The following is a 13,594-nucleotide window of genomic DNA, read 5'->3' on the forward strand; positions in this document are numbered from 1 at the left end:
CCATCCCCCATGGTCAAAAGCTCCATGTTCGGCTAGGGGGCGCGCCAGACACCTAATTCCTCCTCCCGAAAGCCTTTATATCCCTATGTCCCAGTCTATCGAGAAAATGCGTAATATCGCGATCATCGCCCACGTTGACCACGGCAAGACAACACTGGTCGACGAACTGCTCAAACAGTCCGGCACGTATCGCGAAAACGAGAAAACCGTCGAACGCGCGATGGATTCGAACGATATCGAGCGCGAGCGCGGTATCACCATCCTCGCCAAGACGACCTCGGTCGAGTGGAACGGCTACCGTATCAACATCGTCGATACGCCAGGCCACGCCGACTTCGGCGGTGAGGTGGAACGTATTCTCCAGATGGTCGACGGCGCGATCGTGCTGGTTGACGCATCGGAAGGCCCGATGCCGCAAACCAAGTTCGTGGTCTCCAAGGCCCTGAAAGTCGGCCTGCGCCCGATTGTGGCCGTCAACAAGATCGACAAGCCCGAGCGCCGTCCAGACGAAGTCATCAATGAAGTGTTCGACCTCTTCGCCAACCTCGACGCCACCGACGAGCAGCTCGACTTTCCGATCCTTTACGGGTCTGCCAAGCAGGGCTGGATGAACACCGAATACGAAAACCCGACCACCGACATGGACGCGCTGTTCCAGATGGTTGTCGATCACGTCCCAACCCCGAAAGTCGAGGAAGGCCCGTTCCGCCTTCTCGCCACGACGATCTCGTCCGACCCCTTCCTCGGCCGTATCCTGACCGGTCGCATCTCGTCCGGCACGATCAAGCCAAACCAGTCGATCAAGGTCCTCGCCCGTGACGGCTCGCTCGTCGAACAGGGCCGCGTGTCGAAAGTGCTCGCCTTCCGCGGCCTTGAGCGCATCCCGGTCGACGAAGGCATGGCAGGCGACATCGTCTCGCTCGCCGGCATGACCAAGGCGAACGTCGCCGATACGTTCTGCGACCCGTCGGTCAATACGCCGATCGAAGCCCAGCCGATTGACCCGCCAACCATCTCGATGACGTTCCGCGTCAATGACTCGCCATATGCCGGTACCGAGGGCACCAAGGTCACGTCCCGTATCATCTGGGACCGTCTCGTGAAGGAAGCCGAAGGCAACGTCGCTCTCAAGGTTGAGCGCGCTACCGACGCCGAAGCGTTCACCGTCTCTGGCCGTGGCGAACTCCAGCTCGCCGTGCTGATCGAAACCATGCGCCGCGAAGGCTTTGAACTCGGTGTCTCGCGTCCGCAGGTCGTCATGCAGGAAGGCGAGAATGGCGAGAAGCTTGAGCCGATCGAGGAAGTCATCATCGACGTCGATGACGACCATACCGGCATCATCGTGCAGAAGCTCTCCGAGCGGAAGGCCGACATGCTCGACATGCGCCCGTCAGGCGTCGGTCGCACGCGCATGGTCTTCCACGCCCCAACCCGTGGCTTGATCGGCTATCAGGGCGAGCTGATGTCCGATACGCGCGGCACGGCCATCATGAACCGCATCTTCCATGAATACGCGCCGCACAAAGGCCGCATCCAGGGTCGTCACACCGGCGTTCTGATCGCCATGGAGCAGGGCGAAGCCGTTGCCTTCGCGCTCTGGAACCTCGAAGATCGTGGCCCGATGATCATCCACCCGGGTGACAAGGTCTATGCCGGCATGATCATTGGCGAGCATACGCGCGACAACGATCTCGAAGTGAACGTTCTCAAGGGCAAGAAGCTCACCAACATGCGCGCCTCGGGCACCGACGAGGCTGTCCGCCTCACACCGCCGCTGCAGATGACGCTCGAGAAGTCGCTGGCCTATATCGCCGACGACGAGCTGGTTGAGGTCACCCCGACCAATATCCGTCTGCGCAAGATCTATCTCGACCCGCACGAGCGCAAGCGTCACGCCAAGTCGAACCACGATTACTAGGCCGCACGCCTAGCCAATCTTGAACTTCATGAGGGCCTCCCGGAATTCCGGGAGGCCCTCGCATTTGTCGGTATGCTCGCCGAGGGCTTTCCAGGGCGAAAGGTCGATGTCATCGGCCAGGGCATCGCGCATGAAGTTCACCGCGCAGCTGACCATGATGTCCCCATGCGCCATGTCCTCGCCAAACCAATAGGGCGTGTGCTGGCCCGCGCGCTCCACTTCCAGCACGTTCAACACACGGGAAATCTGGCCCGTGCATCGCTTGATCCATTTCGGATTCGGGCGCTCATGCACGTGACGTTCATAGACAAGCGACACGGCCTTGTCGGCCATGCCTGAGGCCAGCGCGCACAATTTGAGCGCCGACCTCCGCGCCGCCCCGTTGGTGGGCGTCATGGCACGCTGAGGGCCTACCATGTCGTCCAGCGCATCCAGGATGGCCGCGCTTTCAATCAACACTTCACCGCCGTCCAGCATCAGTGTCGGCACACGAATGAGCGGATTGTAAGCCACGATCTTCTCGGCGTCGCCGAAGGTCGACCAGGACTTGTGCTCGAATTCAATTTTGTAGAGTTTCATCGCAATGGCGACGCGCCGAACGAAGGGGCTGTCATACATGCCGATCAGAATCATTGCGTTCTCTCCCGCGATCCTGATCGGACACTGCGCCCCCTCATGGGGCCTTACAAGCCCACCTCAAAGATTTTGAGCCTACCACTAAAGCTGCTAGCTTCAGGCCATACAGGAGGCCCTCATGACCCAGCCCATGACGCTCACGCAGTTTCCCGTCCACCTCGGCCTCGGCGCCACAGCGCACGTCCTGCCGGAAATGACGGGCGGGATGGAATGGTACGAAGCCTATGGAAAGCTCCACCCGAATGACGGCATCGAAGGGCGGCTGGTTTCGATGTACACGTTCACCGAAGACTGGTCCGGCTGGGAGGTTCATCCTCATGGATCGGAACTGGTGCTCTGCACAGCCGGCAGCATGACCCTGCACCAGGAATATCCGGACGGCAGCACGCAGAGTGTCACGCTTTCGCCCGGTGAGTACGCGATCAACCCGCCTGGCGTGTGGCACATCGCTGACGTCCCTGAGAGCGCAACTGCGGTCTTCATCACCGCCGGTGAGGGAACAGAGCACCGCCCCCGCTAGGGCCGCCTGTCAGGCGCGTTGGTCCTTGGGCGAGCCCATCACGATGTATGACGTTATCGAGCTGACCTGCGGCACGGTGCCGAGAACTTCCGTGTGGAAATGCTTGTACGCCGCAAGGTCGGCCACCTCGACCCTCAACAGATATTCAATCGTGCCGGTCACATTGTGGCACTCGCGCACTTCCGGCGCCCGCTGCATGGCCTTCTCGAAGGCCATCTGGTGCGCTTTCGTGTGCTGTGACAGCCCGACGGTGATGTAGGCGAGAAAGCCACCGCCCACGGCGTTCCTGTCGACGACAGCGCGGTATCCCTGGATTACGCCTATGCGCTCCAGCTCCTGCACCCGGCGCAGGCAGGCGGACGGGGACAGCCCGACCTTTTCGGCCAGTTCAAGATTACTGATCCGGCCATTGGCCTGGAGTTCGCGCAATATATTGCTATTTATGGTGTCCATATCGGTCATGGATTGCATAAATACTGCTTATGCGCACCAAAAGACAAGCACATTGCGCCATGCATCGCATATTGTTGCGGTCATCATGCCTATACAGCTCCTTCTCGCCCTTACGGCCTTCGCGTTCATCACCTCGATCACACCGGGGCCGAACAATCTGTTGCTCATGGCGTCCGGCACAAATTTCGGATTGAAGCGCACCCTTCCGCACATGAGCGGCATCATCGTAGGGCTGGCGATCATGATCGTTCTGGTCGGGCTTGGGCTCGCGCGCGTGTTCGAGGCCTTTCCCGTTGCGCTCGTGGCCCTGAAGACGGTCAGCGCGCTCTACCTGCTCTATCTGGCCTGGAAGATCGCAAATGCCGCGCCGCCGCCGGCAGCGGGGCAGGGCGAGGCCACAGGCAAGCCGTTCAGCTTCCTTCAGGCGGCGGCCTTTCAATGGGTAAATCCCAAGGCTTGGGCCATGGTCCTCACCGCGATCAGCGCCTACACGCTGCCAGACCACCCGTTCGTCAGCGTCGCCGTCATGGTGACCGTCTTTGCCATGGTCGGTCTCGTCAGTACATCGACATGGGCGGTTCTGGGCACGCAGGTGCGTCGCTTCCTCAACCGGCCAGTCCGGCTGCGTGCTTTCAACATCACGGCTGCACTTCTGTTGCTCGCCACCATATGGCCCATCCTGGCCTCTGGCGGGTTAGGAGCGCACTAAAGCGATATACGGGTCTGACAGGGAACCGGGGCGACTGAACGGCGTTATGCCACCAGTACAGTCAGTCCCGAAAGTATCCCCCATGTCCTCTTTTGCGCTCTATCTCATCGGCTTCATCATACTCATCGCCGGGTTGGCCTATGGCGCATTCATGCTTGGCGTGGCGCTTATCTGGATCGGTGTCTGCTCTGTTATTCTCATTGGCCTCGGCATCATTACCGGGGTCGCCAAAACGAGGACTAAAGATGAATCGCCAGCCGACTAAATCCCGCCCCAAGCGCAAGCGCGGTGTCGACCTTCTGGCCCGCAACGGCGTCCAGCGCCTTACCAATCACATTGATCTCCGCCTCAAAACGATGACGGATGAGATCATGCAGGAAGCCGTTATGGGCCTCTTTACGGCGCTCATCGCGCGCAAGCAGGAACGCGCCCTCGTTCCCGCTCGCACACGTCGCAAGACTGGCCGCTGATCCAGCCGGGGACTATTCGTCCCCGGCTTTTTCTTTTGCCTCGTCCTTCTTCGCCGGATCATATTTCGCGAACCAGCCCATGATATTATCCGTCTTGGCAATCAGGCGGCTCGGGCGCGAAGCGATATAGTGCGGCGATCCCGGGACCCTCACATAAACCGTATCCACACCGCGCATTTTCAGCGCCGTATAGAACTGTTCGGCTTCCCATGCCGGGGTCCGGTAATCCTCTTCCCCAACCATGATCATGGTCGGTGTCACCACCTTGTCGACAAAGCGGATCGGCGAATGCTTGAGGAAGGTCTCCGGGTCAGACCATGGCTCCGCGCGTATCCAGTGGCGCCGCACCACCTGCGCAATGTCTCCGGCCAGCGCCATGGTCATCCAGTTGATCACCGGCTTGACCGAAGCGGCCGCCACGAACCGGTCCGTCTGCGTGACAATCCACGCTGTCAGGATGCCGCCGCCTGATCCACCGGTCACGAAAAGGCGTTCCGGGTCGGCATATTTGCGCGCCACCATCTCGTCGACGACGGTCATCAGGTCATCATAATCATGGCCCGGATAAGCTTGGTCGATCTCCAGCGCGAAATCCTCGCCATAGCCTGTTGAGCCGCGCGGGTTTGACCAGATCGTGACATAACCTTCCGCCGCATAGCGCTGGATCTCGCTGGCGAAGAACGGCCCGTACATCGAATAGGGCCCGCCATGGATTTCCAGGATCAGCGGGAAGCTGCCATCGGCCTTGAAGTCCGGCGGCAGGGCGACCCATGCTTCGATCTCCTTGCCGTCATGTTTGGAGCTGACCTTCACTTCCTCGATTCTAGCCATGTCGAGATAGGGCAGGACATCTGCATTGAGATCGGTCAGCACTTTGGCGTCCTTGCCGTTCGCGCCGATAACCGCGATCTCGGACGGCTTGTCCGTGAACCCGGCTGTATAGGCGATCACCGGCTTCTTGCCGCCGCTGAGTGAGAAGCTGCCATCCGCATAGGGCCGGCCAATCGAAGCGCCGCCAAGGCCTGTCACCACTTGGCTCACCTTGCCGTTGAGGTTGATCTCGTAAACTGACAACACGCCATGGTCTTCCGACAGCACGAACAGGCTCTTGCCGTCAGGCGCCCAGGCCGTCTCGCCAACATCGCCGGCAAAGTCTGCCGCCAGGGCCCGCTTGTTCGAGCCGTCTGCGTCCATAAGGTAAAGATCGGCCTGCTGGTAGGAGAGCGTCTTGTCGTCAAAGCCGCGATAGGCAATCGTCTTGCCGTCCGGCGACACGACAGGGGACGTGTCAGGCCCGTCACGGGTGGTCAGCGGCTTGATCGACAGGTCGGCCAGTTCCACCGCATAGATCTCGCTCTCGATCGGGTCGAGGTCGCGGTCGTCCGCCGTGTTGCCTGAAACAAGCAGCGTGTCATTGTCGAGCCATTCCGGGCTCTGCATATCGGCGTCGCCAAACGTTACCTGGCGCGGCGTACCACCATCCACCGGCAGTACGAACACCTGTGTCGCGCCGTCCTCCAGGTAACCTGCACCATCGAAGCGGAAGGTCAGCGTGTCGATCACCTTGACGCCATCATTCCATGTCGCGCCTTCCGGCGGCGTCGGGGCCTTGGCGAAGCTCGGTGCCTCGCCCTTCACGAACATGCTGAACGCCACATGCTTGCCATCGGGCGACCAGACAGCCTCTGATGGGCCTTCCAGGAACTGCGCGAGCGGGAAACTGCGGCCCGTGTCGAGATATAGAAGGCGGACTTCGGGCTTGCCGTCTGTGGCGGTCGCATAGATGAGGCGCGTGCCGTCCGGCGACCAGCGGGGTGATGACGCGCCCGTGCTGCCGGCGAGAAGGGGACGGTTCGCACCGCTCTCAAGGTCGATGATCCAGATCTGGCCCGTGTCCTTGTCGGTCATCCGGTCCATCGAATGGCGTACATAGGCGATGCGCTTGCCGTCAGGGGAGACTTGCGGATCGGAGGCGTATTCCATGTCGAACACGCGGTCAGCGGTAAAGCGCCGCGAAGGGGCCTCGTCCTCTTTTGCCACGGCGCTGCCCGCAACCATCATGACAGATACGCCAGCCAGCATCATATGTCGGAATGTCATCGCTTCCCCCTTCTGGTTTTTCGCGAGAGCGAGACCTACCAGCAGGCTTTGCCCCGGACAACTCAAAAACGGGGCATGTCTTGCCCACTTTGAGGCCGTCACGCCGCGTGTTAGGTTCTGGACATGGAAAGCAAGTCTGATCCGTCCGCATCCGTGCCCACCGGGGCGCATGCGGACCATGTACGCGAGATCGCCCTCTCGCGCAGCGCTGCTGCCAAGTCTGCCATCGCGGCCTCCTGGGCACGCTCTCTCACCACGCACGGTCTCGCGCCAGACGCCCCACACAGGGACGTTCGTATTGATGAGGCGGCCCTTACCGAACGCCGCGACGTGCTTGGACGCATGCTCGCCATTTCGAACCCGGTCATGGACCGTCTCCACGCCAGCCTCGGCCTCGCGGGCTGCAGCATCCTCCTGTGCGATACGGGCGGCATCGTGCTCGACCAGCGCGCACCCAGCTCGGACGAAAAGATGTTCCGCTCCGCCGGGCTCTGGCAGGGCGCCGACTGGTCGGAAGCCACCCAAGGCACGAATGGCATCGGCACCTGCATCGCCGAGGAACGCGTCGTCACCATCTATCGCGACCAGCACTTCCACGACAGCAACACGGTGATGACCTGCATGGGTGCGCCCGTGTTCGACGAGCATGGCGAACTCGCCGCCGTGCTTGATGTCTCCTCCTGCCGGTCAGACCTGACCCAGCCCTTCGCCACACTGATCGCCCAGACCGTGGCCGATGCCGCACGCCAGATCGAAGCCGATCATTTCCAGAGCGCCTTTGCCGGCCAGCGCATTGTGCGCGGGCAGGGCGATGGTCAGCGCGGGGCCGTCCTCTTTGCTGTCAATGGCGATGACCTCGTCATCGGCGCCACGCGCGCCGCGCGTCAGGCCTATAATCTCGGGCAGGGCGCGTTCGCCACGCCGCGCCCCGCCGGCGACATATTCGGCGATTCCGACCAGCGCGGCATCGGCCTCGACAGCGCCGAGCGACGCGAACTGAAACGCGCCATTGCCCGCGCCGACGGCAATATGGCCGCCGCCGCCCGCGCCCTTGGCATCAGCCGCGCAACCCTCTATCGCCGCATGGACCGGCTGGGCCTCAGCGCAGACTGACGTTTCCGGCGTAACCTGTCTCAGTTCTGAGACACTTGGCCCTCAGGCCCGCTCGCGCCCCACCTGACAGCGCATCCTTTCAAGACAATGTTGAACTCCAGTCTTCGCATCACGACGAAGAAGCCAATGGAGGAAATATCAACATGGCCGACACCCAGTTTCTCGATTCCACGACAATGACGTCTCCGTTCAAGGACCGTTACGACAATTTCATCGGCGGCAAGTTCGTCGCCCCCAAGGCCGGGCGTTATTTCGACAACCCATCACCCATCACAGGCAAGACGATCTGCGCCATCGCGCGGTCTGATGCGTCAGACATCGAACTTGCCCTCGATGCTGCCCATGCCGCGAAGGATGCCTGGGGCAAAACCCCGGTTGCCGAACGCGCCCTGATGCTGAACCGTATCGCGGACCGCATGGAGGAAAACCTCGAACTCCTCGCCACCTGCGAGACATGGGACAATGGCAAGCCCATCCGCGAAACCATGGCCGCAGACATGCCACTCGCAGTCGATCACTTCCGCTATTTCGCTGGCTGTATCCGGGCGCAGGAAGGCGGCATCAGCGAGATCGACAATGACACCGTCGCCTATCACTTCCACGAGCCCCTTGGCGTCGTCGGCCAGATCATCCCATGGAACTTCCCCCTGCTGATGGCCGTGTGGAAACTCGCGCCCGCGCTCGCTGCCGGCAACTGTGTCGTCCTCAAACCAGCCGAGCAGACGCCCGCCTCGATCCTCGTCTTCGCCGAGCTGATCGCAGACATCCTGCCACCGGGCGTGCTCAACATCGTCAACGGCTTTGGTCTTGAAGCCGGCAAGCCGCTAGCCTCCAGCAAGCGCATCGCAAAGATCGCCTTCACCGGCGAGACGACGACGGGCCGCCTCATCATGCAATATGCCTCCGAGAACATCATCCCGGTCACACTGGAACTCGGCGGCAAGTCGCCGAACATCTTCTTCGCAGACGTCATGCGCGAAGATGACGACTATCTCGACAAGGCTATCGAAGGCTTCGTCATGTTCGCCTTGAACCAGGGCGAGGTCTGCACCTGTCCGTCCCGCGCCCTGATCCACGAGTCGATCTATGACCGCTTCATGGAACGGGCCCTGAAGCGCGTGGCGGCCATCAAGCTCGGCAATCCGCTCGATCCGTCCACCATGGTCGGCGCACAGGCCTCCTCCGAGCAGAAAGAAAAGATCCTCTCCTATTTCGACATTGGTCGTCAGGAGGGCGCGGAAGTCCTTATCGGCGGGGCCGCTGTCGACCATGGCGGCGACCTTGCGGGGGGCTACTACATCCAGCCGACGGTCCTCAAGGGCCACAACAAGATGCGCGTCTTCCAGGAAGAGATCTTTGGCCCGGTCGTCTCGGTCACCACGTTCAAGGATGACGCCGAAGCGCTCGCCATCGCCAATGACACGCTCTATGGCCTCGGCGCCGGTGTCTGGAGCCGCGATGCGAACACCTGCTACCGCTTCGGCCGCGCCATCCAGGCGGGCCGCGTGTGGACCAATTGCTACCACGCCTATCCGGCCCATGCGGCCTTCGGCGGATACAAGCAGTCGGGCATCGGCCGCGAGAATCATTCCAAGATGCTGGATCACTACCAGCAGACCAAGAACATGCTGGTCAGCTATGCCCCGCAAAAGCTCGGCTTCTTTTGATCGCCTGAAGGCGCCCCTTCGGGCTGACAAGCGGTTCCGGCGCGCGCGCCTTCCTGTTGCGCGCCGGAACACGCCAAAGCTTTACCAGTTGCCGGAAACCGGAGGTCGCATGACCGACGCCTTCACCATTCCCCCGCGCGTCACCGCCACGCCGGCTGCGCTCCGCCTCATCGAGGAGATTCGCAAGGATCATCCCGAGATCATCTTTCATCAGTCCGGCGGCTGCTGCGATGGCTCCAGCCCCATGTGCTACCCGGCGGGCGAGTTCCGTCTCGGCGACGTCGACATCTGCCTCGGTGCGGTCGATGGTGTGCCCGTCTACATATCGTCCAGCCAGTTCGACGCGTGGAGGCATACCCAGCTCATACTAGATGTAGTGCCCGGGCGTGGCGGCATGTTCTCGCTCGACAATGGCCGCGAGCAAAGGTTCCTGTCGCGGGCCCGCGCTTTCTCCGCTGAAGAGCGCGTGATTCTTGGGGATACCTGAAACCGACTCATCCTCGCCCTTGCGATTCGCCGTCTCTCCGCGCATATAGCCCGGAGGAGGCAGGTGGCGGACGGGCCATTCGCCAATCGGGTCAGATCGGGAACGAAGCAGCCCCAACGAGTTCCGCCCGGGTCGTTCGCCTGTCTCCGCCTTTTTCCCCCGATTTCTGGATTGACCCCGACGGTCGCCTGCTGCACGAATAAGCAGTTGCGCAATTCGCCTTTGGGGGCGGGTGATCCGGCGTCGCGTTAAGGCTTTGTTAACCCGAATTCCACGCCAAATTTGACACTTTCACGAATTGTCCCGTTGACCCACTGTTAACCTTCGGACACTATATGTTGTGTCAGGAGAGAAGTTGGGCGCCATATCTGGCGACCGGGGGCTTCAGTTCCTATATTTAACAATGAAACTGGAGGGCTGCACATGTCTGCATCCGAGGCCAAGTCTGTGACCAAAAATTCGCCCCGTAAAGGCAAGCCGAAAGCCGGTGCCGAGGCGGTTTTGCGCGTGGTCGAAGGCACGCCCGTGCAGACCGATCCGTCGCGTGACGCCCTGCTGACCGAGTTCGGCAAGACGACCCTGCGCGACCGCTACCTGCTGCCCGGCGAGTCGTATCAGGATATGTTCGCGCGTGTGTCGCTGGCTTTCGCTGACGACGCCGAGCACGCCCAGCGCCTTTACGACTATATGTCCAAACTCTGGTTCATGCCGTCGACGCCCGTCCTCTCGAATGGCGGCGCCGCGCGCGGCCTGCCGATTTCCTGCTTCCTCAACCAGGTTGGCGATTCGCTTGACGATATCGTTGAGACCTGGACCGAGAATGTCTGGCTCGCCTCCAATGGCGGCGGCATCGGCACCTATTGGGGCAATGTCCGCTCCATCGGCGAGAAAGTCGGCCAGAACGGTCAGACGTCCGGCATCATCCCCTTCATCCGTGTGATGGATTCGCTGACGCTCGCGATTTCGCAGGGCTCCCTGCGCCGCGGTTCGGCTGCCTGCTATATCGACGTCCACCACCCGGAAATCGAGGAATTCCTCGAAATCCGCAAGGCGTCCGGCGACTTCAACCGCAAGAGCCTCAACCTGCACCACGGCATCAACATCACTGACGACTTCATGGAAGCCGTCCGCAATGATGAGGACTATGGTCTGGTCAGCCCGAAATCGGGCGAAGTCCTGCGCACGATCAATGCCCGCAAGCTCTGGCAGAAAATCCTCGAGCTGCGCATGCAGACCGGCGAGCCTTATCTCCTGTTCACCGATACCGTGAACAACTCGATGCCCGCCCACCAGCGCAAGCTTGGCCTCAAGGTCACCCAGTCGAATCTCTGCTCCGAGATCACGCTGCCAACCGGCGTCGACCATCGTGGTCAGGATCGCACGGCGGTTTGCTGCCTCTCCTCGGTCAATGCCGAGAAGTTCATGGAATGGTCGAAGGAAGAGCACTTCATCGAAGACATCCTGCGTTTCCTCGACAATGTGCTCGAAGACTTCATCGAACGCGCGCCGCCGGAAATGGCCCGCGCCGTCTATTCGGCCAAGCGCGAACGCTCCGTCGGTCTCGGCCTCATGGGCTTCCACTCTTTCCTCCAGTCGATGAACGTGTCGATGGAAGGCGCCATGGCCAAAGTGTGGAACGAGAAGATGTTCAAGCACATCCGCCAGGGTGCAGATGCCGCATCGGTCAAGCTCGCCAAGGAGCGTGGCCCCTGCGAGGATGCCCGTGACGTCGGCATGATGGCCCGTTTCAGCCACAAGCTCGCCGTAGCGCCAACCGCGTCGATCTCGATCATCTGCGGCGGTACATCCGCAGGCATCGAGCCGATCCCAGCCAATGTCTACACCCACAAGACGCTGTCGGGCTCGTTCACGGTGAAGAACCAGCAACTCGAAACCCTGCTCGATCAGAAGGGCCTCAACACTGACGAGATCTGGACCTCCATCCTCGAGCATGAGGGCTCGGTCCAGCACCTTGAATGCCTCGACGAACACGAGAAGAACGTCTTCAAGACCGCCTTCGAACTCGACCAGCGCTGGATCATCGAGCTGGCGGCCGACCGCACGCCCTATATCTGCCAGTCGCAGTCGCTGAACCTCTTCCTCAAGGGTGATGTCTCCAAGTGGGATCTCCACATGCTCCACTGGACGGCATGGGAACGCGGCCTGAAGTCGCTCTACTACTGCCGCTCCAAATCGGTGCAGCGTGCAGCCTTTGCCGGTTCCGAACGGATCGAGGGCCAGACGCTCGACACGCCGAACACCGATTATGACGAGTGCCTTGCCTGCCAATAGGCCGGCTCTCACAATCCACGCATGGCAAGGCGGTCAGTCCAATCGGGCTGGCCGCCTTTCGCATTCAGGTGGAACATCTGCCTGGCTGAATTTCGTGCAAGGTCTTGCCGGGTTGCCGCAATTCGAACAAAAATTCATACGGATTAACAAGATTGATGGGCCCGATGGCCCAATTCTTGCGGGAAAAATCGAAAAAAATGCGGGTTGTGGAACCGTAACTACAGGAAGGCGTTCAATAGGGCGTAATTAATCTTTTACGAGCGAAAGGCATTTGGGGATCCTGTGTCCTTTATGCTACATTAAGTCGGGTGAGGTGTAATTCTCTACAAGCGTGAGCGTACGAGGATTAGCCATGAAGGGTGTCAAGCGTATGGTATTCGCAATAGCATCAACAGTCATGACCATGGCCTGCCAGGGCTGTGTGTCGACATCTCCGCATGATTTTGTCCGGAGCGAACCGGCCGTGCCACCAAGTCTCGGCATGAGCATGGCAGTGCCTTCGGCGCTCGGAACCCACAATATTCAAGCCGAACAGCCTGCCGACGTGTCGGTTCATGTCGTCGACGGCGCACCTGCGCATTTTTCAGGCACAGTGCTCGGTGTGCTGCCAGCCCCGGTGGCACAATTCAATAACGGGTCGACCGCCAGTTTCGACTCACTCGCCGGCATCGTCCCGTCTGACCTTCCGGAGCTCTCCTGGACCGGCAGCCCCGCTCTGGTGGCAATCGCAGCCGAACGCGGCAAGCTCGGCATGGGCGCGCCAACCCAGATCGAAAAAGACATCGCCGCCGAAGTGGCCTTCGCTGCGCCCCGCGCTCTGACCGGCCTCAAGTTTGACGTCGGCGTCGCCCCGCGTATCGCTGTGCGGGATGATGGCGAACTCCTCAGCCAGCGCGTCGGCGGTGAAGTCCGGATCGGTAAGGATCTGAACATCCTCGACAAGAACGGCCAGCCTCAAGGCTGGTACATCTTCGCCGGCGCCGATGGCGAAGCCCTCATCTGGGATGCCGGCAACACCAGCTTCGCCCCAAATCTCAACGACATGTCCCTGACCGATCAGGTCACGGTCGGCGACCTTCAGGCAGGCGTTTCGATCCAGCGGGCAGGCGGGGAGCTTTCGCTCAGCTACATCCGCCGCGAAGTGAAATATGAAGACCGCAATGGCAGTTTCAGCAACACTGAAGATTTCGCAGGTGTAAGTTTCACGATGCGTCGATAGATGCTAGTTC

Annotated in this window: 13 protein-coding genes and 1 other RNA gene; 11 read left to right on the forward strand and 3 right to left on the reverse strand. The window is 60.9% G+C overall.

Annotation, left to right across the window (positions count from 1 at the left end):
- The first annotated feature begins 85 nt into the window (after positions 1-85).
- The gene (gene typA / locus V7651_RS07785) at positions 86-1,918 is read left to right on the forward strand and encodes a translational GTPase TypA (RefSeq protein ID WP_335612802.1); all 1,833 of its coding nucleotides are present in this window, start codon (positions 86-88) and stop codon (positions 1,916-1,918) included.
- A gap of 9 nt (positions 1,919-1,927) precedes the next feature.
- Here typA and V7651_RS07790 read toward each other — a convergent pair whose 3' ends face one another.
- Complete coding sequence (locus tag V7651_RS07790) at positions 1,928-2,551, reverse strand: glutathione S-transferase family protein (RefSeq protein ID WP_335612803.1); 624 nt, start codon at positions 2,549-2,551, stop codon at positions 1,928-1,930.
- A gap of 121 nt (positions 2,552-2,672) precedes the next feature.
- Between V7651_RS07790 and V7651_RS07795 the strand changes: the two genes are divergently transcribed.
- Entirely contained in the window at positions 2,673-3,074 is a 402-nt protein-coding gene (locus V7651_RS07795) for a cupin domain-containing protein (protein ID WP_335612804.1), read from the forward strand.
- Positions 3,075-3,083: 9 nt separating this feature from the next.
- On the opposite strand, the gene V7651_RS07800 is transcribed toward V7651_RS07795, so the two are convergent.
- Positions 3,084-3,536, reverse strand: coding sequence for an Lrp/AsnC family transcriptional regulator (locus V7651_RS07800; RefSeq protein ID WP_335612805.1), 453 nt, complete (start codon positions 3,534-3,536; stop codon positions 3,084-3,086).
- 76 nt (positions 3,537-3,612) lie between these two features.
- Here V7651_RS07800 and V7651_RS07805 point away from each other — a divergent pair, with 76 nt between their 5' ends.
- The 3 genes from V7651_RS07805 (at position 3,613) to V7651_RS07815 (ending at position 4,706) form a co-directional block, all read left to right on the forward strand.
- Positions 3,613-4,236: a LysE family translocator gene (locus V7651_RS07805; RefSeq protein WP_335612806.1), complete on the forward strand. Its 624-nt coding sequence runs from the start codon at positions 3,613-3,615 to the stop codon at positions 4,234-4,236.
- Positions 4,237-4,318: 82 nt separating this feature from the next.
- Positions 4,319-4,501 (forward strand): hypothetical protein, encoded by a 183-nt coding sequence (locus V7651_RS07810; RefSeq protein ID WP_035536119.1) that lies wholly within the window; start codon positions 4,319-4,321, stop codon positions 4,499-4,501.
- Positions 4,482-4,706: a hypothetical protein gene (locus V7651_RS07815; RefSeq protein WP_035536118.1), complete on the forward strand. Its 225-nt coding sequence runs from the start codon at positions 4,482-4,484 to the stop codon at positions 4,704-4,706. Before V7651_RS07810 ends, V7651_RS07815 begins: the two co-directional genes overlap by 20 nt.
- 12 nt (positions 4,707-4,718) lie before the next feature.
- Here V7651_RS07815 and V7651_RS07820 read toward each other — a convergent pair whose 3' ends face one another.
- Entirely contained in the window at positions 4,719-6,806 is a 2,088-nt protein-coding gene (locus V7651_RS07820) for a S9 family peptidase (RefSeq protein ID WP_335612807.1), read from the reverse strand.
- Between the two features lie 123 nt (positions 6,807-6,929).
- Here V7651_RS07820 and V7651_RS07825 point away from each other — a divergent pair, with 123 nt between their 5' ends.
- The 6 genes from V7651_RS07825 to V7651_RS07850 all read left to right on the forward strand — a co-directional run bounded on the left by V7651_RS07825 (position 6,930) and on the right by V7651_RS07850 (position 13,584).
- Positions 6,930-7,919 (forward strand): GAF domain-containing protein, encoded by a 990-nt coding sequence (locus tag V7651_RS07825; RefSeq protein WP_335592378.1) that lies wholly within the window; start codon positions 6,930-6,932, stop codon positions 7,917-7,919.
- 143 nt (positions 7,920-8,062) lie between these two features.
- Complete coding sequence (adh, locus tag V7651_RS07830; protein ID WP_035536114.1) at positions 8,063-9,586, forward strand: aldehyde dehydrogenase; 1,524 nt, start codon at positions 8,063-8,065, stop codon at positions 9,584-9,586.
- Positions 9,587-9,695: 109 nt separating this feature from the next.
- Positions 9,696-10,073 carry a DUF779 domain-containing protein gene (locus V7651_RS07835; RefSeq protein WP_335612808.1) on the forward strand — a complete coding sequence of 126 codons (378 nt, stop codon included), beginning with the start codon at positions 9,696-9,698 and terminating at the stop codon, positions 10,071-10,073.
- 58 nt (positions 10,074-10,131) lie between these two features.
- Positions 10,132-10,221: signal recognition particle sRNA small type (gene ffs / locus V7651_RS07840), an RNA gene on the forward strand.
- 275 nt (positions 10,222-10,496) lie between these two features.
- On the forward strand, positions 10,497-12,365 hold the full coding sequence (locus V7651_RS07845) for a ribonucleoside-diphosphate reductase subunit alpha (protein ID WP_335612809.1): 1,869 nt from the start codon (positions 10,497-10,499) through the stop codon (positions 12,363-12,365).
- Positions 12,366-12,717: 352 nt separating this feature from the next.
- The gene (locus V7651_RS07850; protein WP_051624518.1) at positions 12,718-13,584 is read left to right on the forward strand and encodes a lipid A-modifier LpxR family protein; all 867 of its coding nucleotides are present in this window, start codon (positions 12,718-12,720) and stop codon (positions 13,582-13,584) included.
- Positions 13,585-13,594: the final 10 nt, after the last annotated feature.

The sequence above is a fragment of the Hyphomonas oceanitis genome, from assembly GCF_036964545.1.
Lineage (GTDB): Bacteria > Pseudomonadota > Alphaproteobacteria > Caulobacterales > Hyphomonadaceae > Hyphomonas > Hyphomonas oceanitis.